This is a genomic window from Nocardia sp. NPDC052112, assembly GCF_040680135.1.
Taxonomy (GTDB): Bacteria; Actinomycetota; Actinomycetes; order Mycobacteriales; family Mycobacteriaceae; genus Nocardia.
In genome coordinates this window covers 375,999-395,570 of record NZ_JBFAWD010000003.1, presented here as the reverse complement: position 1 = coordinate 395,570, position 19,572 = coordinate 375,999, and the positions used below count along the sequence as shown (strand labels likewise).

The following is a 19,572-nucleotide window of genomic DNA, read 5'->3' as shown; positions in this document are numbered from 1 at the left end:
GGTGGTCAGTGCTCGAGCTTGCGTAAGAGCTGGTGCAGCGTTCGCAGATCGTCGGGGGAGAGGGCGGCGACCGCGGCCGGGGCGGGGTCCGGGGTGGCCATGGCCTGTGCGAGGACGGCGCGACCGGCGCTGGTGACGGAGACCTGCTTGCGGCGGCGGTTGGTCGGGTCGATCTCGCGCACGACGAGCCCGAGTTCATCGAGATTGTTGACCGCGACCGTGGTGGCGGGCGCGTCCATGCCGGTCGCCTGCGCGATCTGGTTGAGGGTGAGCGGGCCGGGGCGCAGGCGGCGCAGAATGCGAATTCGACTGAACGGCAACCCGGTTCGCTCGCTGACCGCGCGCTTCCACGAGTCACGGGTATCCATCACCAGGTGGGTGAGCTGGGCCCACACCTCGTCGGCGGTGGGTACGTCATCCGGCATGTGCGGGGACCTTCTCTTCCAGTATCGGGGCGACGCGATCGCGGGACCGCGCGGCCCAGCGGGTGTTCGCGACTATGCCGAGTATGGCGATACCGGCGGTGAACACCGCGATCAGCCACCACAGACCGGTACCGGTCAGCGTGCCGCACAGTGCGACGCCCATGCTCACGCCCACCTGCCTGCTGGTCGAGGCGACCGCCGCCGCGGCGCCCGCGCGATCCAGCGGCATCCCGCTGACCGCGGCCGTGGTGATCGGCGCGTTGACCATGCCGAAACCGATTCCGAAGATCGCGAAGACGATGAGCAGGTGCCAGACCGGAGTTGTCGCATCGAGTCGGGTGAGCAGCACGGCGGCGACGGTCAGCGCGATGCCCGCCGCGAGCAATGACGGCCTGGTCCCGTAGCGCCCGACCAGCCGTCCCGACAGCGGCGAGAAAATGAGCGTCGCGACCGCCATGGCCAGATAGAGCAATCCGGTGTGCACCGCCGAATAGCCGCGCAGCTCTTGCAGATACAGCGAGCAGGTGAACAGGAAGGCGCCCAGCGCGGCGAAGGCGAAGATCGCGGTCACCGTCGCCGAAGCGAACGGCACACTGCGGAAGAACCGTAGATCGATGAATGGATCCGAGCGCCGCGATTCCTGCCACAGGAAGCCCACCAAGGCCACCGCCGACACCACGAACACCGCCGGCAACCGCTCGATCAACCCGAATACCACCGTGAACAGCATCGCGATCGCCAACAACTGTCCGATCGGATCGAGTCCGCGCACCGTGGTCGACTTCGATTCGGGCACAAACAGCGTCGTCAAGACCAGCGCGAGCGCACAGATCGGCAGATTGATCCAGAACACCGACTGCCACCCCAGCGCATCGATCAGCACGCCGCCGACCATCGGCCCCAGTGCCATCGAAATACCGACCACGGCACCCCAAATCCCCACCGCACGAGCACGTTCCACCTTCCCGGTGAAGACCTGCGTAATGATCGACATCGCGACCGGATTCAGCATCGACCCGCCGATTGCCTGCAAAAACCTCGCCCCGATAAGGGTTTCGATATTCGGCGCAAGGCTGCAGGCCAGCGAGCCGAGTGCGAATACCGTCAAACCGATCCGGAACACCCGCCGCCGACCGAACCGATCCGCCGTCGCGCCCGCGAGCATCAGCAGGCTGGCCAGGGTGAGCGTGTAGATATCGATGATCCACTGCAGTCGGGCCAGTGGCGCGTCCAGATCCACCCGGATCGCGGGCACCGCGACATTCACGATCGTCGAATCCATCGACACGATCAGCAGACTCAGGCAACACGTCGCCAACACCAGCAGCTTCCGCTGCGGTGTCAGGTCTCCAACAGTTGTATTCACACAATGATTGTGTAAGCACAATCGTTCCGAATGCAAGGGTGTAGTCCAGGATGTGAGCTGCGGAACAAGCGCTCATCTCTGCCGAGCCCGCCCTCCGCGAACCCGGACATCACACCGGAAAATACCGACGCGGCACCACCACCCTGGTCACCGATACCGACGGTGCCTCCCGAATCTCGGCCGAAGACCTCGCCGTTGCCGTCCTCGATGAACTCGAAACATCATGCGAAACACAGCATTTCACCGTCGGCTACTGAGAATGGGCAGCGTCGCCGCGGGCGTGCCTGGGCATCGCCGTGCTGCTACCCGTGGATCGGGCGGCGGCGGATGGTGCGTTCCCCGCCGCGATCGACCTGCCCACCGGATTTCGGCCGGAGGGTATTGCGATCGGGGCGCTGCCGGTGGCCTATCTCGGCTCGCAGGCAGACGGCTCCATCTACCGCGTCAGCCTGATGACCGGGCAGGGCGCCATCCTGAGCCCCGGGGCGGGTACACCGTCGCTCGGACTCCAGCTCGACCACCGGGGTCGACTGTTCGTCAGGCCGGTGACGCGCCGTTCGCACCGAGGTGCCTGCGATTCGGCATCCAGCACATTACCTCCGCCCAGCCCCGGTACGAGAAGTACCAGCGCAAGGCCGACGAGGAGTATCCGGTGGTCCGACTCAGCTCGTGGTGACTGCTCGCCACCCCGCGCAGTGGCTACGCGACGAGGTCGAGGTGTGAGCCCGTGATCTGACCGGTGCCTCCGGCACGCGTCATCAGACGGGCAATGGCCTCGGTGACCTCCGTCGGCCGCTCGAGAATCACCGAGTGCCCGGCCCCGTCGACCAGGATGAAATCCGAGTACTCGACGGCGGCAGCCATCGCGATGGAATGCGACGGCGGCGTCATCAGGTCGGCGGTACCGCACAGCACCAACGTAGGGATCTTCGACAGGACCGCGAGCGCATCGGTCTGGTCGTAGACCATGAACTCGCTCAGGAAGCTCGCCATTGTCACGATCGGCGTCTCGTTGTGCATCGCGTTGGCCAGGGCGAGCACCCGCGGGCTGACCTTGCGATCGCCGAATTCCGCGGTACGGATGATCGGGGCAAAGACCTTGCAGGCCATGAGCTTCGCCTGCTGCATGGCGCCAGGAGCGCGTCGGACGGCCGCCTGGAATGCGGAAACCGCCGGGTTGCGCAGCAGGCGGCCGAAACCGGCGTCGGCGAGTCCGCTCGCCGCGGTCGCGATGAGTGCGACGCCGACGATGCGCGTGCCGATCTGGTGCGGGTGCTGGCTGGCGTAGGACAGCACCGTCATGCCGCCCATGGAGTGGCCGACCAGGACCACCGGTCCGGTGGGGGCGACCGCGTCGAGAACGTCGCTCAGATCCCGGCCGAGCTGCTCGAGGTTGTAGGTCCGGCGGGACGCGGCGGCGGAATCGCCATGGCCGCGGTGGTCGTAGCACACGATCCGGGCGCCAGGGTACCGACGCTGCAGCGCGTGGCGGACGTAGGTCCACGACGCGGTGCGCAGGCAGTGTCCGTGCAGCAGGACGACGGTGAGTTCAGCATTTCGCGGTCCGTATTCGCGAACCGCGAGTGCCACACCGTCCGCGGTCGAGACCGTGGCACGACGTTCCGCCGAGGTGGCGGTGGCGGTGCTGGTGATCGACATCGAGGGCTCCGGTTCGGTTGCGGTGACTTGCTCAACTGTCCGCCGCATCGCCTGCCGATATCAGGTCCCCGAGTGCTGGGGTCGTGCCCCCAAGGTGGACCAGATCACCACCAAGGTGTCACTGGTCGGCGCGCCACCGCGCGGTCACCCGTCCGATCTCGGTTGCCAGGGGTTTGGTCATAGAGCCATTCTCTTGCGATTCGGTGCCAATTGGTCGTGGCCCCCAATCGGCCCGATACGGCGAGGGTGAACAGGTCTGCTCGCCGCGAGCAGACATGTTCCGGTGGCAGGCGCTGCTTGCGCATACCGCGAAACTCGGCGACCCTCGGGTCGACCGCGAGAACCACTGCGCCGGTGGCGAGTTCGGGTGTGACCCGTGATTTCTGTATCGGTCAGATGCCAGCCCGCGGCGGCCCATGCGTATTCCAGGCATTCCGCCGCGGTGACATCGGTGTCCGGGACGATGATGCCGTGGCCGACCCAGGTGTCGTACAGGCGGACCGACATCGTTGATCAGTACTTTTGGGATTTCGGCCGAGTCACGCCACGTCGCGACAGCAGCGACTGCAGCACGACGAGCGCGCCGGAAATGAGCACAAGTACGCCGATCACCCGTAGTCCGGCATCGGCGCCCGAAATGAATGCTGCGATAACGTCATCGGCGCGGCCGGAGGTGGCGAGTGCCTGCGCGACGGTGTGCGGATCGTGGTCGTTGCAGATATCCGATGGTAGGGCGGCGAGGAAATGTGCGGTGAGCACCGTGCCGATGACCGCCACGCCGAGGGCGCTGCCGAACTCCCGGGTAGTGGCCTGCAATCCGGCTCCGACTCCGGCCTGCTCCGGTGGTAGCGACCCGGCGATCGCGCCGGACAGAGTCGGAAGTGCCAGTGCCACACCTACTCCCACTACAATCAGCCACGCGGCATATCTGAGGTACGGTGTCTGCGGATCGCTCGTGGACAGTCCGAGGAGTCCGCCGCCGACGACGACGAATGCGAGCGCGGTGGTCGCGTCGAGCCCGATGCGCTGTGACAGCCGCCCGACATGTTTCGCGCCGAGGATGATCGGGACCGTGAGCGGGATGATGCCGATCCCGGTCCGCAACACGCCGAATCCCTTGCCGTACTGCAAGAATGACGCATTGACGTAGAACAGCGCGAACATGCCGAAGAAGACCGCCGTCATACCGAGACAGGCGCTGCGTAGGGCCGGGATGCGGAACAACCGTGGATCGAGCAGTGGGTGTTCGGCTTTCAACTCGACGACCGCCCACACGCCGAACAGCACTGCGGCGCAGGCGAATCCGGCAATCACGAGCACGCTGTGCCAACCCGACTCCGGGCCCTGCACGATACCGACCAGCAGTGCGACCGCCGCGCCGACGAGCAATACCGCACCGAGCGGGTCGAGCCGTCGGTCATGACGCGGTGATACCGGCGCGATACCAGCCACCAGCGCGGCGAGCACCAGTGCGAGCGGCACGACGGCGGCGAACAACCAACGCCACGAGCCGCTCGACAGCATGGTCCCGCCGCCGACATTGCCGACGACTCCGCCGATCCCGGTCATCGACGCCCAGACCGCTATGGTCGCGCTCTTGCGCTCGACGGGAACGGCGTGCAGCAGCACGGCCAGCGTATTGGGCAGTACGGCAGCAGCGCCCACACCCGTAACCGCGCGCCCGGCGAGCAGCAGTGCCACATTCGGTGCCACCGCCGACATGAGCGCGCCGAGCGCGAACAGTCCCAGTCCGGAGAGCAGAATCCCCTTGCGTCCGAAGCGATCTCCCGCCGCCCCGCCGGGGATCACCAGACAGGCGAAGACGACCACATAGGTATCGACGATCCACACCAGCGCCGACGCGGATGGATGCAGTGCGCTCGCGGCGAGCATCGGGACGGCGAGATTGATCGCGGCGACCATACCGACGACGAGCACGACGCAGGCGCAGATAACCCCGACCAGCCCACGCGGCGAGGCCGGACGTGCTGGCAGATCCCGAGCGTGATTCAAGACATCGAATTGCATGGCCACGACGTTATGGATGCGGGCAGTCTGCACGCCACGCAACTTTCACAATATGATTTTGCATATGATGCAACTGTGCCTGATCAGCTCGATCTGAACCTTCTGCGCGTCTTCGACGCGCTGCTCCAAGACGGCAGCGTCACGGGGGCGTCCGAGCGCCTCCATCTGTCCATCCCGGCGACGAGCCGGGCGTTGGGCCGGTTACGGCGAGCGATGGGGGACCCGATCCTGGTGCGTGCCGGTCGCGGGATGGCTCCGACGCCATTCGCGCTGCGCACGGCGCCGCGCGTGCGTTCGCTGCTGGACGAAGCTTCCGCGCTGATCAGCGCCGATCGCGCGGTCGCGGTCGCGGAATTGCAGCGCACCTTCACAATTCGCATCAACGACGGTGTGGCCGCGACCCTGGCGGCGGTGGCGGTCGACGCGACGGCCGCGGTCGCCCCCGGCGTGACGCTGCGCTTCGTCGCGGAGGGCAGCGAAAGCATCGAGGCCCTGCGCGACGGCTCGATCGATCTGGATATCGGCGCGGGCGATATCGTTGCTCCCGACATCCGGTCGGCGGTGCTGTATCGGGAACGGATAGTCGGCATCGTCCGCGCCGACAGCCCGCTTGGCCGCCGCCCGACGCTGCGGCAACTGTGCCGTCATCCCCACGTCTCGGCCTCCCGTCGCGGCCGCGCTCGGGGGCCGCTCGACGATGCACTCGCCGCCGTGGGACTGCAACGTCACGTCGCCGCCGTCGTGCCCACTTCGGCCGTCGCCGCACTGCTGGTCGCCTCGAGTCACCATGTCGGACTCGTCCCGCAGCGTCTCGCCGAACAGTACGGTCAGTCCCTGGGCATTCGCTGGTTTCCGATCCCGGCCATCCTCCCGGAGGTCGAGGTACGACTGCTGTGGCATGCCCGTCTCGACGCCGATCCGGCGCAGCGCTGGCTACGCGACACCATTCGCGAGGCATTCCGCCCGCCGGGCGAATCTCCGGATCGCGCCGATTGATCAGTTTCGAAGAAGCGCTGGGCGGATCGGATTCATAGCATCAGAAACGTCCCCATCGAGACGATCACGGAGGAGAAGACAATGACGCAAGCGCAGAAGTCCACCAAGGCAACCGCGACGAAGAGCCGGGCCGCCGTCGGATTCTCCGATGAAGAACGCGCCGCGATGAAGGAGCACGCCCAGGAGTTGAAGACGGCCGCGCGCCGCGGCTCGCGGGCGTCCAAGGCGGATGGGGAAGCCGACGTGCTCGCCAAGATCGCCGAAATGGCCGAACCGGATCGCACCATGGCCGAACGAATCCACGCCATCGTCAAGGCAAACGCACCGGCACTCACGCCGAAACTCTGGTACGGCATGCCTGCCTACGCCAAGGACGGCAAGGTCGTATGCTTTTTCCAAACCGCCGAGAAATTCAAGTCGCGGTACGCGACGTTCGGTTTCAACGACATCGCGACCCTCGACGAAGGCACCATGTGGCCGACCGCCTTCGCGCTGACGAAATTGACCGCCGACGATGCGAAACACCTCGGCGCGCTGGTGAAGAAAGCCATCGGCTGAGGCGAAGTCAATGCCGCGCAAACTATGATGATCTTTCCGACCCGGGCCGCTGCACCCCACAGGGAAGCGACTCGGTGCGAGCGACAGCCGAATTCAAGTCTCCTCGGATATTTCCGGGGACGAAGGTAGGAGGTGTGCGTGGTGGGTGCGGCAGCACGATCTGGGAACCAGCGGGGTTGGTTGCGCAAAACCGGCGCTGTACTGGCAACAGCTGTTCTGCTGTCGTCGATCGGAGCGGCGGCGGCCACCGCGGCACCGAAATTACGTACTCCCGCAGGCGGTTACACCGAACTCTCCGTGCCGTCGAGTATGGGGCCGATCAAGGTCCAGGTGCAGTGGGCCGCGCGCGGCGGGAGTGCGGCCGTCTACCTGCTCGACGGCCTGCGCGCGCCCGACGATCACAGTCAGTGGACGAGCGATACCGACGCGCTGCGCCAATTCGCGGGCGACAATGTCACTTTGGTGTTCCCTGTCGGTGGTCGGTCGAGTTTCTACACCGACTGGTACCGACCCAGTAGCACCAATCATCAGCCGACGACCTACAAATGGGAGACGTTCCTCACCGAGGAGTTGCCCGCATACCTGGCACGGTATGGCGTTTCCCGAACCAACGACGCCATCGTCGGTGCCTCCATGGGTGGTAACGCAGCCCTGATCCTGGCCGCCCACCATCGCGACCAATTCAAGTTCGCCGGATCCTTTTCCGGCTTCGTGCACCCGACTTTTCCACTCTGGAACGAGGCGATGCGCGCCGCCATGGTGGACGAGGGCAACTTCAATGTGGACGATATGTGGGGACCGGTCGATGACCCGGCCTGGAGCCGCAACGATGCCACCGACCAAGCGGAATTGCTGCGCGGGCTGCCGATCTACCTGTCGACGGGCAATGGCCGGCCCGGTCCGCTCGACCTGCCGTACGGATTCGGCAACACCGTCAACGCGATGGTTTTGGAAGCGATGACGTTGACCTCCGCTCAGATCTTCCGTGACCGAATCGCGGAACTCGGCATCGCCGCGCGCATCGATATCCTCGATGGAACGCACACCTGGCCCTATTGGCAGCAAGCGCTGGCGGCGGCGCGTCCGATGATGCTCGACGTGTTGGGCGCGTACTGAACTCAGGATTGGAAGATCGCCGATGTCACGGCGACATCGGCGAAGCTGTGATACCACCCGTTCCAGGTATCGGCCACGAAGACCTGGATAGCGTGGCCGCTCGCCGGACCGTCGGTGATCAACCACAAACCATTGCCGTACCCGGTCGCCGCGCTGATGCTGCCATCCGACCACGCGAACTGGGCCGAACTGGGCGCACCGGGCGCATTCCACGGAATGGTCACCTCGAACTGTCCGGTGTCGATACCCGGAAGCAAGGAGCTGACACATTCCCGCAGTGTGGCGGCACGGCGGATGTTCTGTCCCGCACTACCGGTTCCGGGCACCAGCCGGCCGGTCATCACACTGCCCTGCCGACAACCACCACTGCCCTCGCTCGGCGGGTAGGCCTGCACACCCGGCGCACCCAGCACCGGTAGGACGCACAGCACCGCCACCACCAGCACGCTTCGACGAACAGACACCGCACCACCTCCCTACCACGGGACAGCAGTCCGCGCGGCCGCTCCGGACGCCGATGACCACGCAACGCGAACCGCTGCCGACTCGATCAGCAGCTTAGCGGTCCGCAGTGCGTACTCGACCAGCTTCGGGATTGGTCCGATGCGGTCACGACCCGTCAGTCCAGGACGTAGGGAGTTGTCGCTCGCGGATCGTCACGTTGCGCGAAGAATTCGCCGTAGCTGCCGAACCAGTCGCGAAATACCTGCTCGAAGGTGAGCCGCGGTAGTTCCGTCTCGTCCACATATCCGGCCGAGGCCAGTTCCGGAGCCATTTCGCCACTGTCGATGCGCAAGGCGAGGTCCAGTCCGTGCGCCACGAACAACAGCCATGCCGCAAGGTTCTCGGCGACCCAGGTGATGCTGTGGTCCTCCCAGTAGTAGCAGATCCGCCCCCACGCTCCGGTGTCGGAATCGACTTCGGCGTAATAGGTTTCGGCCGCCGAATTCGTATGCAGAATCCAGTAGCTCTCCGGAGCTTCCGCGGGACGCGGCTCGGGATCGTTATTGCGTGAGTGATCGAATTCGATGGCGTCGTACTCGTCGAACCAGATCACGCCGATCTCTCCCGCGATCAGCCGGATTTCCGGTGGCACCGGTACCTGCCAGCCGTCCATCACCTCGTCCGCGAGGCCGGGCGCCAGCCTGACCCGCCCGTCCGATTCTGCCGCCACGGCCCGCAGCCGCGCGACCGCGGCCCGTGCCTGCGCAATCAGGTCGATCAAATAATCCGCCCCTTCGAAACTAGTAGAGGTGGCGGTGCGATTCACTCGCACCGCCACCCAACCCCGTTCTCCGACACCGGTTCACGGTCACGTCCGAGTTGACGCGCCCACGGCCCACCGGACCGGAACGCCATCTCTGCCCAAGACAGTAGACCTGAAAGTAGGTCGGCTAACCCTGACATCCACCGCGCGCCGATTGCGGTCGGGCGAATGGTCTGAAGTCGACATCGCACGGCCCGGCATCACTGAGCCGGCGCAGCTCGGGTGCGCGCGTACGCGATGACATCCTCCGCGTACGCCGATGCGTCATGCTCCGCGAAACACTTTCGGAACTGGTCGAATGCGCCGTCGAGTCGGGGTCCCGGCCCTCGCTCGGCGAGCAGGACGACGATCGCCTCCCAGGTACCGGCGCGCGGCTCGTGATGGGTGAGCAACTCGTCGACGTACCGATCCGGCTCCACCAGCCGTAATGCGCGGCGCGCGTAAGCGTGTACGCGCCGGGGCAGTTCGGCGCGGATGGCGTCGATGTCGGTTTGCAGCACATGCTGTCCGGGCTGTTCCGGGTCGAGCCGCAAGGACCATGGTGCGGTGAGCTCCTCGGGCAGCGCATGGGTGTTGATCAGGTCGGGGCCGCTGGCCTCGGCCAGCGGTATGGGCGGTAGGCCCAGTTGTGCGTTGCGCCAGTTACGGAATTCCCACCAGGCCATCGGTGTGGCGCTGAGCTCCAGGCCGAATCCGAGCACCTGTTGTCCGCTGGTCCACGTGCGGGAAACTCGGGTGCGGCCGACCGCGGCGACACCGCCCGGCTCGATCCGTATCCACCTGGGGTCGGAGCCGTGAAACCCATACGGTTGCAACAGTTTGCCCGTTTCACGCAACATGCGGCGTAGTGCCGACTCGGGTCTGACCATGTCCGCAGGTTATCGGCGTGCCCCGACAGACCACCGCCGCAGGTCTGCAACGGGTGAGGTGCTCACATCTCGCGACGACGTTCCTCGGCGAACCGCCGAGTCCAACCCGCCCGAATTCCGCGCCATGGTCGGCGTTACCTGTCCGCTGGCCGTAGCGGAGCAGGGGGAACTGGCCCGTGGCAACGAAATCGGGTTGGTGCGAGGCCATTTCCGCACCGTCCACGACCACGGCGGCGGCTATGACGCTGAAATCATCGGGTGCGCGACATCGGTCGTTGCCGAAATCAGGTGCCGGAGGTATAGGGGAGATCGGGTGGTGCGCAGGGGGTTCCGGTCGTCGAGTTGGTACTGACGGGGAGCCGCCCATGGCGAGCCGGGTGAGAGCCCGGTGAAATCCGCGTGAGATCTGTACAGGCAATTGTCGGGTGCGACGAAGGAGGATATATGAACCGATCAATCGCACGTCGCTTCGGAATCACCGCCGCCGCTGTGGCATTGGCAGGTATCGGCGCCGCGGGAGCCAAGGCCGCGCCGCCCCCGGCGGACGACTGGGCCACCATCGTGACCGCCGACTGGAGCGTGGTGTGCCTGCTGGACGGCAGGGAAGCCACCTGCATGGTCGAACACCCCGAATTCCGGAACTTCTGTGCCAACGGTCAGTCACCCATGCCCGGCTTCGTCCTGGGGACGGGCGGCATGATGCAGACCCGCTGCTTCTACGGCTGGATGGCGGGCAGCACCGCACCGCGTCCGCTGGCCGATGGCGAGACCTTCAGCTACGGCGGTTTCGTCTGCGTGGCCAGCTCCGACCTGGCGAACCGCCCAGCCATGCAATGTGAATCCAAGACCAGCGGCAACGGAATGCTCATCGCGAAGACGTCCTACCGGGCGTTCGCCAAAGGCGAGATGTAGTCGTCGGCACGGGGCATCAGGGTGAGTTCGAGCCGTTTCGACCGTGCTCGGGTGCCGGTGCGTCGAAGGCCTTGGCGACGGCGAGGCTGTCTTCGTAGACGTGATGGCGGGTGATGCGGCCGTTTTCGACGGTGAGGTGTAGTGCGAAACGGGAGCGATAGGCGCGTCCGGTAGCGCGGGCGGTCTGGCGGATTTCACCCAGCACCACGGCATCCGGGCCGTCGACCAGGATGCGTTCGATCACGGTGCCGACCTGTTCGGGCACGTGGTGGCGGGCGATCTCGCGATAGTGTTCGGCCGCGTCGGTGCGGGTGGAGCGGTGGCGAATCCATGGGGTGGTCGGTCGGTTGTGCTCGTTGTCCGGCCAATTCAGTTTCCAATCGCTGACCGGTGCGTAGAGCGCGGCGATGGCGTCCGGATCGCCCGCACCGATTCGGCGGAGCAACTCCTCGACGACGGTGCGCGTGGTGGTCGTCCCGAGATTGTTCATACCTGCCACCGTGCCCGTATCGACGTGGTGCGTCGATTACCTCCGAGGTAATCCGGTCTGTCCTCGCCGGCGTTTTACGATGCCGCCGCGACGGTCGAGAACCTCGTTGTACGGATCGACCACGATCAGCGCGGTCCGGGTCGGGTCGTATTGCATCGCTTGCCTCGCAGTCTGTCGCGCTTGGTCAACGGCTGATGCCAACCCGCGCATTCGACGGCGTATTCCGGTGGGCACGCCGACCTGGCATCCGGTCGCGAGCGTCTTGCAACAGGCCATAGACGGCCAGCAGCGGTTTTGCCGCCATCCACTCACCGAACCGGTATTCCGCTCCCCGCACCAGACGCGTCGCCAGCTCCGGGCGCTGCTCGGCGAGGTATCGTCGCCCCCGCTCGGCGTGGAAGGGCAGCGAGACGATCTTTATCCGATCGCTGTGCTTCAGGTACGGGACAGCGAAACCGATATTCTCCCACGTGGTCCGGCTCTGATCTTCCAGGACGACCTCGCCGCGGTACCCGCAGGTCTGCGTGGCGTACTCCGCCATCAGGGCAGCCTCGGTGTGCGGACCCGCGCACGCACCTCCGCAGAGCACGAGACGACTGCTGACCGCGGTGGGGTTGATGGACCGCAGACCGGCCCGCACCCGCCACCGGTTCATGATGTTCGCCTGTGTGCCGGCGTTGCGGTAGCCGAGCACGACGACGGCCTCGGATGCGCCCGTGACCGATCCCACGAGCCTGCGGGAAGCGCGCCAATTCTCCCACTCGCCCCACAGCAGCACGAGTACGAGACCGATGGTCGAAAGCCGCGTCCGTTTCCGCACATGTTCAGCCAAGCACAAACTTGTCGAAACGCTGGCCCGCGACTGTCCTGCGCCGGTGCGGTGGCGCGTTTCGAATGTGCGTTTCGCGATGATCACGGCGACGCGTGTGCGGGTTCGGTGCGTGCGACGGGCCGGTACTGTCGGTTCGATGGAGTGGAGTTTTCGTTCGGCCGAAGAGCTTTCGACTGCGCTGCGTGCCGGTGAAGTGACCTCGATGGAACTGACCGACGAGGCGATCGACCGCATCGAGCGTGACGGCAAGGCGATCAACGCGATCTGTGTGCCGGACTTCGACCGTGCGCGGGCCGCCGCGCGCGATGCCGACGCGGCGCGTGCGCGCGGGGAGGACCGGCCGCTGCTCGGCATTCCGGTGACGGTCAAGGAGTCCTACAACATGGCCGGGCTGCCCACGACCTGGGGCGTGCCGGCGCAGCGGGACTTTGTTCCGGCCGAGGATGCGGTACAGGTGTCACGACTGAAGGACGCCGGCGCGGTGGTGCTCGGCAAGACCAATGTGCCATTCATGCTGGGGGATCTGCAGAGCTTCAACGAGATCTACGGCACCACCAACAACCCGTGGGATCTCGAGCGCACGCCGGGCGGATCCTCCGGCGGATCGGCGGCGGCCCTGGCGTGCGGATTCGGCGCGCTGTCCATCGGCTCCGATATCGGCGGTTCGCTGCGCAATCCCGCGCATTTCTGCGGCGTCTACGCACATAAGCCGTCGTATGGGCTGGTGGTGAGCCGCGGTCATGTTCCGCCACCCGCGCCGGCGCTGCCATCTGCCCGCGACCTCGCCGTCGTCGGTCCGATGGCGCGCACCGCCCGCGACCTCACCCTGCTGCTGGACGTGATGGCCGGACCGGACCCACTCACGCTCGGCGTCGCATTCGACCTGGCCCTGCCGGCCGCGCGTCGCGAGCGGCTTTCCGACTTCCGTGTCCTGGTCGTCGACGATCACCCGGTCATTCCGACCGGGTCCGCGGTGCGGGCTGCGGTAAACCGAGTCGCCGACGCGCTCGTCAGTGGCGGGGCCCGCGTCGAACGGCACAGTCCGCTGCTGCCCGATCTGACGGAGGCCGCGACGCTCTACACGCAGTTGCTGCTGTCGGAGCTCGCGGCCGGTTATCCCGTCGAAGCCTACGAGCACATTCGGACCCATGTCGCCGGACTGTCCGCGGACGACCATGGCCCCGACGCGACGCGGTTGCGCGGCGCGGTGCTCAGCCATCGCGACTGGATCGAGGCGAACAACCGTCGCGAACTGCACCGCCACGGCTGGCGGCAGCTCTTCGCCGAGTTCGATGCCGTGTTGTGTCCGATCACGCCGACTCCCGCGTTCCCGCACGACCACAACCCCGATCTGGGAGATCGGCGCATCGACATCGACGGCGTGGCATACCCGTTCGGCGATCAGCTCGTCTGGGCCGGTCTGGCCACCATGCCCGGCCTGCCCGCCACCGCCATCCCCGCGGGTCGGTCACCCGAGGGCCTGCCGGTGGGCGTGCAGCTCATCGGTCCGATGTTCGAGGACCGCACCCCGCTGCGGCTGGCCGAACTGCTCGAGCAGGAGATCGGCGGCTTCCAGGCATCGAAATAGGGCGCACCACCTCCAGCGATACCAACCGATTTCGGCCCTCGGGGCGTGCGGATACCACCCCGAAACGAGTATGTGAGTGCGAGTTGTCCGGGGACACTTCGCACTCACATACCGGCGAGAATCAAATGCACATGCTCACCGCGTCGGCCTTGTTGTCCGCGCTCGACGGCAGGGTTCCCCGCGCGTTGTTGGCGACGGTTGCGAGCAACTGCCACTCTTTGCCCGTCCAGTTGTACACTCCGACGGTCACGCCGGTGCGGTTCCAGTACGAGGTCAAACGGTCGCCGACACCACCATTGCCGATGTCGTGCAGGAAACAGCCCGCGTCGTATTGGAAGAGCATGCTGCCCGTGCCGTCGCGACCGTCCCAGCCGCAGAACGTTCCGCCTGGGCAGTCGTAGCTCGGTGTCGCGGACGCGGGGGCGGCCGAGATCACGGCGCCTCCGGCAACAGCGCCGAGGGTCAATGCGGCAGCGGCGAGCGGGGCCAGGCGGCGGTAGGTGAATTTCATGGTGGTTTTTCCTTCGTGAGAATCGGTGTCGGCCATCCGAGGGCTTGACACCAACTCTGTGTGGACTCACCAACGGCCCACCAACGACCGACTAATCGGGCAGATCAGCCCCGTGCGCGCGGGCCTCCACCGTGCGGATATTCCGTTGCGTGCGAGGTCGATCGCGACCGAAGCCATCCGTGTTCGGCTCGGCGATGACCTGATGGGGATCGTCGTAGATGATCTCGCCGGGGTCGTTGGAGTACATGCGCACCCATCCGATCCGGTGCGCATCGAGAATCGCGAGGTAGCCCTCGACATTGTCGATGAGATGCGTCGCCGAGGATTTGAACCACGCCGCCGCCCCCGGATGACGCTTCCGGTCGAAAACAGCCGGATCGACCTGTCCGGGATCGGTGAGATTGTCGTGATACCAAGCGTTTCCGTATCGCCGGAACTCCTGCTGCTGCGGCGTCAGGCGCCCAGCCCGAGCCAACCCGTTGACCAGAGCGAAGACACCGGGGTAGCGGCCATGACGGTTGGGCACCGTCGATTGGAACCGGAGGTATTGCCCATCTTGATGGGCGCCGTGTACAGACTCCACGAACGCAGTCCAACATCTGCTCGGGCAGCAGGCATTACTTATCGCGGACAAGCTGCTCGCACGTCGGTTCGGCAGAGTCGAATGTGGAACGCGGACAGCACTTTACGCTGCGACGTAGCCGTTGCTGTCGACCGAGAACTGCCGGACACTCGCCGAACACGCCGGAGATCGCTCGCCGGACGCCGTGCAGCACCTGCTGTCGGGGGCGGTCATCGACGAGGATGGACTCCGAGACGACCTCCGCTGGTCGTTCGTGCGCTACCGCGCGGTACGCGCCGGAAAACTCGCGCACTCGGCCGTAGCGGCAGACTTCCTGGTGCTCGGCCAGGACGGCGCACTCGAACCACAGCTCGGCCTGCTGAGCCTCATGAAGTAGGACGCCGCATGCAGGTTGCGATCACCCGCGCCGGACCGATGAAGGGAAAGAAACTCCCTTCCGTATTCAACATATAGCGCACCCGGGGGCTTGCGGCAAGACCCCGGTCGTGCCGCACAATCACTGGCCGAAGCCGGAACCTGCGGAAGTGGGGTTGCGAAGTGCAGGAAAAGGAGGGGTATTTGACAACCCAGGGGTACGAGGACGAATTGCGGTCCGAACAAAGCTACGTGGCCGGGCTCTACACGCGGCTCGACGCCGAACGCGCGCGAGTCGAGGGGAGGTACAGCGCGACGTTGCGAGACCACGGCGGTACACCGATGGAACGGGATTTCGAGGCGCGCGCGCTGGCCAAGGAGGCGAAACGACTGGACGTGGCCGATAACGGGCTGTGTTTCGGCCGGTTGGACACGGTTTCGGGCGAACGCTCCTACATCGGGCGGATCGGTATTTTCGACGAGGACAACGAGTACGAACCTCTGTTGCTCGATTGGCGGGCGCCGGCCGCGCGCGCGTTCTACATCGCCACCGCCGCGACCCCGGAGAACATGCGTCGGCGACGCCAGTTCCACACTCGTGGGCGTCGCATTGTCGATTTCACCGACGAGGTCCTCGGCCGCCCGAATGCCGGCGACCGCGGGGACGCAGCGCTGCTCGCCGCGGTGAGCGCCCCGCGCGGTCACGGGATGCGCGACATCGTGGCGACGATCCAGGCCGAACAGGACCGGATCATCCGGCTCGATCATCCGGGCGTCCTTGTGATCGAGGGTGGTCCGGGTACCGGGAAGACCGTGGTGGCGCTGCACCGGGTCGCGTATCTGCTCTACACCCAGCGGGAGCGGATGGAACGCCACGGGGTGCTCGTGGTCGGGCCGAACCCGGCGTTCCTCGACCACATCGGCCGCGTGCTGCCATCGCTGGGCGAGACGAACGTCGTATTCATGACCACCGGCGATCTCGTGCCCGGCCTGCGCGTCACCGCCGAGGACACCCCGGAAGCCGTGCGGCACAAGGGCTCGCTGAAGATTCTGGACATGCTCGCCGCGGCGATCGCCGATCGGCAACGGCTGCCGGAGCATCCGGTGCAGATCGAACTGAACGACGTCACGGTGCGGATCGACGCCGAGACCGCCCAATGGGCCAGGGAGGAGGCGCGCGCAAGTGGGCTGCCGCACAACGAAGCCCGCGCGGTGTTCAGTGAGATCGTCACGTACGTGCTCACCGAACGAGCGATAGCTCGGATCGGCCGCGGCTGGCTGACCCGGGAGGACCGCGAGGCCTGGGAGAACCTGCGGTCGGACCTGCGCGCCGAGCTCGCCGACAACGACCGGTTCACCGCCACGCTCGACGAACTCTGGCCGATCCTGACGCCGGAAGCAACACTGGCACAGCTGTATTCGTCACCGGAACGGTTGCGTGCGGCCGGTGCCGACCAGTCGCTGTGGCGCGCCGATGGCGCGGCGTGGACGGTATCGGACGTGCCGCTGCTCGACGAGCTGGTCGATCTGCTCGGCCGCGACAAGGCAGCCGACGAGGCCGCCACGCGCGCCGCCGAGCGGGAACGCAAGGCCCAGGCGGAGTACGCCGCCGGTGTATTCGACACGCTCATCGAGCGCGAGGACCTGAACGACGATATCGGCCTGCTCGCCCAGGACATGCTCGACGCCGAGGACCTTGCCGAGCGCTTTCTGGAACGCGACACCCGGGAACTCGTCGAACGCGCTGCCGCGGACCGGGATTGGACCTACCGGCACGTTGTGGTCGACGAGGCCCAGGAACTGTCCGAAATGGATTGGCGGGTACTGATGCGGCGCTGCCCGAGCCGATCCTTCACGGTGGTCGGAGATCTCGCCCAACGCCGGTCGGCGGCCGGAGCGACATCGTGGGACGCGATCTTCGAGCCGTACGTGCCCGGCCGCTGGGTCTACCGGTCGCTGTCGGTGAACTACCGCACCCCGGCGGAGATCATGACCGTCGCCGCGGCGCTGCTCGCCGAGTTCGCGCCGGGAGTCCAGCCACCCGAGTCGGTCCGCGAGTGCGGCGTCCAGCCGTGGTCCAGGCAGGTGGGCGAGGATGAATTGTCTACCGCCATAGCGGAATTCGAGCACGACGAAGCCGGTCGCGAAGGTACCAGTATCGTGATCGGGCCACCGGATGTGCCGGGCACGGTGCCCGCATCGGAGACGAAGGGTCTGGAATTCGATGCCGTGCTCGTCGTGGAACCGGAGCGGATCCTCGCCGACGGTCCCCGCGGCGCGGCCGAACTCTACGTCGCCCTTACCCGCGCCACCCAACGCCTCGGCGTCCTGCATAAGGGCCCATTGCCGCAGGCACTCTCCGGACTCGCCGCGCCCGCCCCGGTCGGGCATTAGCGATTGGCGTGCGGCCCCGGCGGCGATTCCGGGGCCGCACGCCGATGCGCATCGTCCTACGCCGAGCGATGCTCCTCGACGCGGCGGAGCCATTCGGTGATCAGCGCGTCGACCAGGTCGCCCTGCTCGTGCGGCAGCGCGTGTCCGGCGCGGTCCAGCACAGCGAATGTGGCGCGGGGATAGTGCTCGATCAGGTTCCATTGGCCGGTGTATCCCACCGAGGAGTCCTGGCGGCCGGTGAGGATGAGAGTTGGGTTGGGGTAGGGCGGTCCGTCCTCCGGGCCGGGGTGCAGCCGCCAGTGTTCGCCGATCCGCTCGATCGCGCCCTGGTCGGCCAGGGGGATGGCGGGAGCCACGTACTTCTGGTACCGCTCCCGCATGGCGGGTGTGTGGACCACAAAGTAGCTCGCGAAGTCGGTCCGGTCGTCGGGCCCCGGAACGCCGGTCGGGTCGCCGGAGCAGTGCACGACCTGGTGTTCGGGTATGTCACGCAGATCCTCGACGAGGGGGCAGATGACGGCCAGCCCCCTCACCTGATCACGGCGCCTGTTCGCAATCGCGCTGGCAAAATACCCGCCCGAGGAATGACCGATAACCAGAAAGTCTCGGGCACCGATCACCACGTCGACCACCCCGAGGACGAGGTCGACCACATCGTCGGAGCTATTGATCGTGTCCGGCGCCGAAGTGCGTCCCATGCCTGGGAGATCCGGATAGATGCGCCGATAATCACGCCTGTCACCGAAGATCGGCTCCATCGTGCCGACCAGCTCGCGATGATCCACTCCCGAACCGTGCAGCATCAAGATCGGAGTCCCGTCACCGTACTCGACGTAATGCACGGAAACGCCAGTGACTTCGCACTCCATACCGACACCCTAATCAGCTGGAAACAGTGGCAGCGCGTGGTCGCGGATCGCGGCGGTGCGCGGGTTCGCGGCAGCGGCGAGGTACGTCGATGCAAGTACCCCTGCAGCTCAGCATTGCGCGGGAGCCCGTGCCTCTGGTGCGCAACAAGCCAGACGGGCAGAGCCGGTCCCTTGGACAACGATCTTCTGCTGGCAAATCAAGACCAAGATCGGCTGCCGACCGGGAGAATAGGGCTATGGCGTCCGGTGTGGTTTCGATGTTGGTAACGGGCCTGATGCCCTTGCTGGGCGCCGGACTCGGTGCATCGACAACGCTACTGGTGCAACGGAGTTCGGCGCGCGAGGCCAAGCTCAAGTTTGTGGCTGAGAGTCGCCTTGCGCACCGTGAAGAACTGAAGTCCGCGATCCTCGACTACTTCGAGGCAGCGCAGCGACTACAGGGAGAGCTCGATGTCCGAGAGCGGGGCGGCACTCCGGCCGATGTGAAGCGACTGATCGAGAGCGTCTGGCTGGCAGAGAAGCGTGTCGAGATCATCTGCTCAGATGCATTGCGGGACTGTGTGGTCGCCCATGCTCGAGGCTTGCACGACGCGGTCCGCGACGCTGCTGCCTACCCTGATTGGTGGGCCCACTGCCGGTCACTTCAATGCGACTTGCTATCCCAAACAAAAGCAGAGCTTGCGCGCGATCACGATTGGTGATGCAAGCTGGTCAGAGCATCCCGAACGTCTTCATCTGGCGTGTACAGACATCGA

21 protein-coding genes and 1 pseudogene are annotated in these 19,572 nt (G+C 66.1%); 10 read left to right on the top strand and 12 right to left on the bottom strand.

Features of this window, described 5'->3' with window-relative positions; all coding sequences use genetic code 11:
- Positions 1–5 precede the first annotated feature (5 nt).
- Together AB0L58_RS07875 and AB0L58_RS07870 are read right to left on the bottom strand one after the other, a co-directional pair.
- Positions 6–425 (bottom strand): MarR family winged helix-turn-helix transcriptional regulator, encoded by a 420-nt coding sequence (locus AB0L58_RS07875; protein WP_364382887.1) that lies wholly within the window; start codon positions 423–425, stop codon positions 6–8.
- A complete protein-coding gene (locus AB0L58_RS07870) occupies positions 415–1,791 on the bottom strand; it encodes an MFS transporter (RefSeq protein ID WP_364382884.1) in 1,377 nt (458 codons plus the stop codon). Before AB0L58_RS07870 ends, AB0L58_RS07875 begins: the two co-directional genes overlap by 11 nt.
- A gap of 89 nt (positions 1,792–1,880) precedes the next feature.
- Between AB0L58_RS07870 and AB0L58_RS07865 the strand changes: the two are divergent.
- A pseudogene (locus tag AB0L58_RS07865) lies at positions 1,881–2,048 on the top strand (NADH-flavin reductase); the annotation flags it as partial.
- A gap of 442 nt (positions 2,049–2,490) precedes the next feature.
- Here AB0L58_RS07865 and AB0L58_RS07860 read toward each other — a convergent pair.
- Together AB0L58_RS07860 and AB0L58_RS07855 are read right to left on the bottom strand one after the other, a co-directional pair.
- The gene (locus AB0L58_RS07860; RefSeq protein WP_364382881.1) at positions 2,491–3,450 is read right to left on the bottom strand and encodes an alpha/beta hydrolase; all 960 of its coding nucleotides are present in this window, start codon (positions 3,448–3,450) and stop codon (positions 2,491–2,493) included.
- 513 nt (positions 3,451–3,963) lie between these two features.
- The gene (locus tag AB0L58_RS07855) at positions 3,964–5,478 is read right to left on the bottom strand and encodes an MFS transporter (RefSeq protein ID WP_364382878.1); all 1,515 of its coding nucleotides are present in this window, start codon (positions 5,476–5,478) and stop codon (positions 3,964–3,966) included.
- Between the two features lie 75 nt (positions 5,479–5,553).
- Here AB0L58_RS07855 and AB0L58_RS07850 point away from each other — a divergent pair, with 75 nt between their 5' ends.
- The 3 genes from AB0L58_RS07850 to AB0L58_RS07840 all read left to right on the top strand — a co-directional run bounded on the left by AB0L58_RS07850 (position 5,554) and on the right by AB0L58_RS07840 (position 8,148).
- Positions 5,554–6,474, top strand: coding sequence for a LysR family transcriptional regulator (locus AB0L58_RS07850; protein WP_364382875.1), 921 nt, complete (start codon positions 5,554–5,556; stop codon positions 6,472–6,474).
- 81 nt (positions 6,475–6,555) lie between these two features.
- Positions 6,556–7,032, top strand: coding sequence for a DUF1801 domain-containing protein (locus AB0L58_RS07845; protein WP_364382872.1), 477 nt, complete (start codon positions 6,556–6,558; stop codon positions 7,030–7,032).
- Positions 7,033–7,173: 141 nt separating this feature from the next.
- Complete coding sequence (locus AB0L58_RS07840; RefSeq protein ID WP_364382869.1) at positions 7,174–8,148, top strand: alpha/beta hydrolase family protein; 975 nt, start codon at positions 7,174–7,176, stop codon at positions 8,146–8,148.
- 2 nt (positions 8,149–8,150) lie between these two features.
- Here the strand turns inward: AB0L58_RS07840 and AB0L58_RS07835 are convergent, their stop codons facing one another.
- The 3 genes from AB0L58_RS07835 to AB0L58_RS07825 form a co-directional block, all read right to left on the bottom strand.
- Positions 8,151–8,612, bottom strand: coding sequence for a hypothetical protein (locus AB0L58_RS07835; protein ID WP_364382866.1), 462 nt, complete (start codon positions 8,610–8,612; stop codon positions 8,151–8,153).
- Between the two features lie 155 nt (positions 8,613–8,767).
- Complete coding sequence (locus AB0L58_RS07830; protein WP_364382864.1) at positions 8,768–9,373, bottom strand: hypothetical protein; 606 nt, start codon at positions 9,371–9,373, stop codon at positions 8,768–8,770.
- Between the two features lie 242 nt (positions 9,374–9,615).
- The gene (locus AB0L58_RS07825) at positions 9,616–10,284 is read right to left on the bottom strand and encodes a hypothetical protein (RefSeq protein WP_364382861.1); all 669 of its coding nucleotides are present in this window, start codon (positions 10,282–10,284) and stop codon (positions 9,616–9,618) included.
- On the opposite strand from AB0L58_RS07825, the gene AB0L58_RS07820 reads away from it, so the two are divergent.
- On the top strand, positions 10,253–10,636 hold the full coding sequence (locus AB0L58_RS07820) for a hypothetical protein (RefSeq protein ID WP_364382858.1): 384 nt from the start codon (positions 10,253–10,255) through the stop codon (positions 10,634–10,636). The two genes, AB0L58_RS07825 and AB0L58_RS07820, sit on opposite strands and share 32 nt — an antisense overlap.
- Before the next feature lie 92 nt (positions 10,637–10,728).
- Entirely contained in the window at positions 10,729–11,196 is a 468-nt protein-coding gene (locus AB0L58_RS07815; protein ID WP_364382855.1) for a hypothetical protein, read from the top strand.
- Positions 11,197–11,212: 16 nt separating this feature from the next.
- Here AB0L58_RS07815 and AB0L58_RS07810 read toward each other — a convergent pair whose 3' ends face one another.
- Positions 11,213–11,686 carry a nuclear transport factor 2 family protein gene (locus AB0L58_RS07810; RefSeq protein ID WP_364382852.1) on the bottom strand — a complete coding sequence of 158 codons (474 nt, stop codon included), beginning with the start codon at positions 11,684–11,686 and terminating at the stop codon, positions 11,213–11,215.
- Positions 11,687–11,870: 184 nt separating this feature from the next.
- Entirely contained in the window at positions 11,871–12,506 is a 636-nt protein-coding gene (locus tag AB0L58_RS07805) for a YdcF family protein (protein WP_364382849.1), read from the bottom strand.
- Between the two features lie 148 nt (positions 12,507–12,654).
- Here AB0L58_RS07805 and AB0L58_RS07800 point away from each other — a divergent pair, with 148 nt between their 5' ends.
- A complete protein-coding gene (locus tag AB0L58_RS07800) occupies positions 12,655–14,106 on the top strand; it encodes an amidase (RefSeq protein WP_364382847.1) in 1,452 nt (483 codons plus the stop codon).
- A 121-nt stretch (positions 14,107–14,227) separates the two neighbouring features.
- Here the strand turns inward: AB0L58_RS07800 and AB0L58_RS07795 are convergent, their stop codons facing one another.
- Both AB0L58_RS07795 and AB0L58_RS07790 read right to left on the bottom strand, forming a co-directional pair.
- Positions 14,228–14,617, bottom strand: a complete 390-nt coding sequence (locus AB0L58_RS07795; protein ID WP_364382844.1) for a peptidase inhibitor family I36 protein — start codon at positions 14,615–14,617, stop codon at positions 14,228–14,230.
- Positions 14,618–14,708: 91 nt separating this feature from the next.
- Positions 14,709–15,143 (bottom strand): hypothetical protein, encoded by a 435-nt coding sequence (locus AB0L58_RS07790; RefSeq protein WP_364382841.1) that lies wholly within the window; start codon positions 15,141–15,143, stop codon positions 14,709–14,711.
- 178 nt (positions 15,144–15,321) lie between these two features.
- On the opposite strand from AB0L58_RS07790, the gene AB0L58_RS07785 reads away from it, so the two are divergent.
- Both AB0L58_RS07785 and helR read left to right on the top strand, forming a co-directional pair.
- Positions 15,322–15,576, top strand: coding sequence for a hypothetical protein (locus AB0L58_RS07785; RefSeq protein ID WP_364383217.1), 255 nt, complete (start codon positions 15,322–15,324; stop codon positions 15,574–15,576).
- Positions 15,577–15,758: 182 nt separating this feature from the next.
- Positions 15,759–17,948, top strand: coding sequence for an RNA polymerase recycling motor ATPase HelR (helR, locus tag AB0L58_RS07780; protein WP_364382838.1), 2,190 nt, complete (start codon positions 15,759–15,761; stop codon positions 17,946–17,948).
- A gap of 56 nt (positions 17,949–18,004) precedes the next feature.
- Here the strand turns inward: helR and AB0L58_RS07775 are convergent, their stop codons facing one another.
- Positions 18,005–18,817: an alpha/beta hydrolase gene (locus AB0L58_RS07775; RefSeq protein WP_364382835.1), complete on the bottom strand. Its 813-nt coding sequence runs from the start codon at positions 18,815–18,817 to the stop codon at positions 18,005–18,007.
- A 236-nt stretch (positions 18,818–19,053) separates the two neighbouring features.
- Here AB0L58_RS07775 and AB0L58_RS07770 point away from each other — a divergent pair, with 236 nt between their 5' ends.
- Positions 19,054–19,518 carry a hypothetical protein gene (locus AB0L58_RS07770; RefSeq protein WP_364382832.1) on the top strand — a complete coding sequence of 155 codons (465 nt, stop codon included), beginning with the start codon at positions 19,054–19,056 and terminating at the stop codon, positions 19,516–19,518.
- Positions 19,519–19,572 lie beyond the last annotated feature (54 nt).

Bases quoted from the DNA above. Each gene is read 5' to 3' on its own strand.
- AB0L58_RS07815 (WP_364382855.1), top strand. From the start codon at position 10,729: ATGAACCGATCAATCGCACGTCGCTTCGGAATCACCGCCGCCGCTGTG.
- AB0L58_RS07860 (WP_364382881.1), bottom strand. From the start codon at position 3,450: ATGTCGATCACCAGCACCGCCACCGCCACCTCGGCGGAACGTCGTGCC.
- AB0L58_RS07770 (WP_364382832.1), top strand. From the start codon at position 19,054: ATGGCGTCCGGTGTGGTTTCGATGTTGGTAACGGGCCTGATGCCCTTG.
- AB0L58_RS07810 (WP_364382852.1), bottom strand. From the start codon at position 11,686: ATGAACAATCTCGGGACGACCACCACGCGCACCGTCGTCGAGGAGTTG.
- AB0L58_RS07875 (WP_364382887.1), bottom strand. From the start codon at position 425: ATGCCGGATGACGTACCCACCGCCGACGAGGTGTGGGCCCAGCTCACC.
- AB0L58_RS07800 (WP_364382847.1), top strand. From the start codon at position 12,655: ATGGAGTGGAGTTTTCGTTCGGCCGAAGAGCTTTCGACTGCGCTGCGT.
- AB0L58_RS07825 (WP_364382861.1), bottom strand. From the start codon at position 10,284: ATGGTCAGACCCGAGTCGGCACTACGCCGCATGTTGCGTGAAACGGGC.
- AB0L58_RS07820 (WP_364382858.1), top strand. From the start codon at position 10,253: ATGCGGCGTAGTGCCGACTCGGGTCTGACCATGTCCGCAGGTTATCGG.
- AB0L58_RS07775 (WP_364382835.1), bottom strand. From the start codon at position 18,817: ATGGAGTGCGAAGTCACTGGCGTTTCCGTGCATTACGTCGAGTACGGT.
- AB0L58_RS07845 (WP_364382872.1), top strand. From the start codon at position 6,556: ATGACGCAAGCGCAGAAGTCCACCAAGGCAACCGCGACGAAGAGCCGG.
- AB0L58_RS07795 (WP_364382844.1), bottom strand. From the start codon at position 14,617: ATGAAATTCACCTACCGCCGCCTGGCCCCGCTCGCCGCTGCCGCATTG.
- AB0L58_RS07855 (WP_364382878.1), bottom strand. From the start codon at position 5,478: ATGCAATTCGATGTCTTGAATCACGCTCGGGATCTGCCAGCACGTCCG.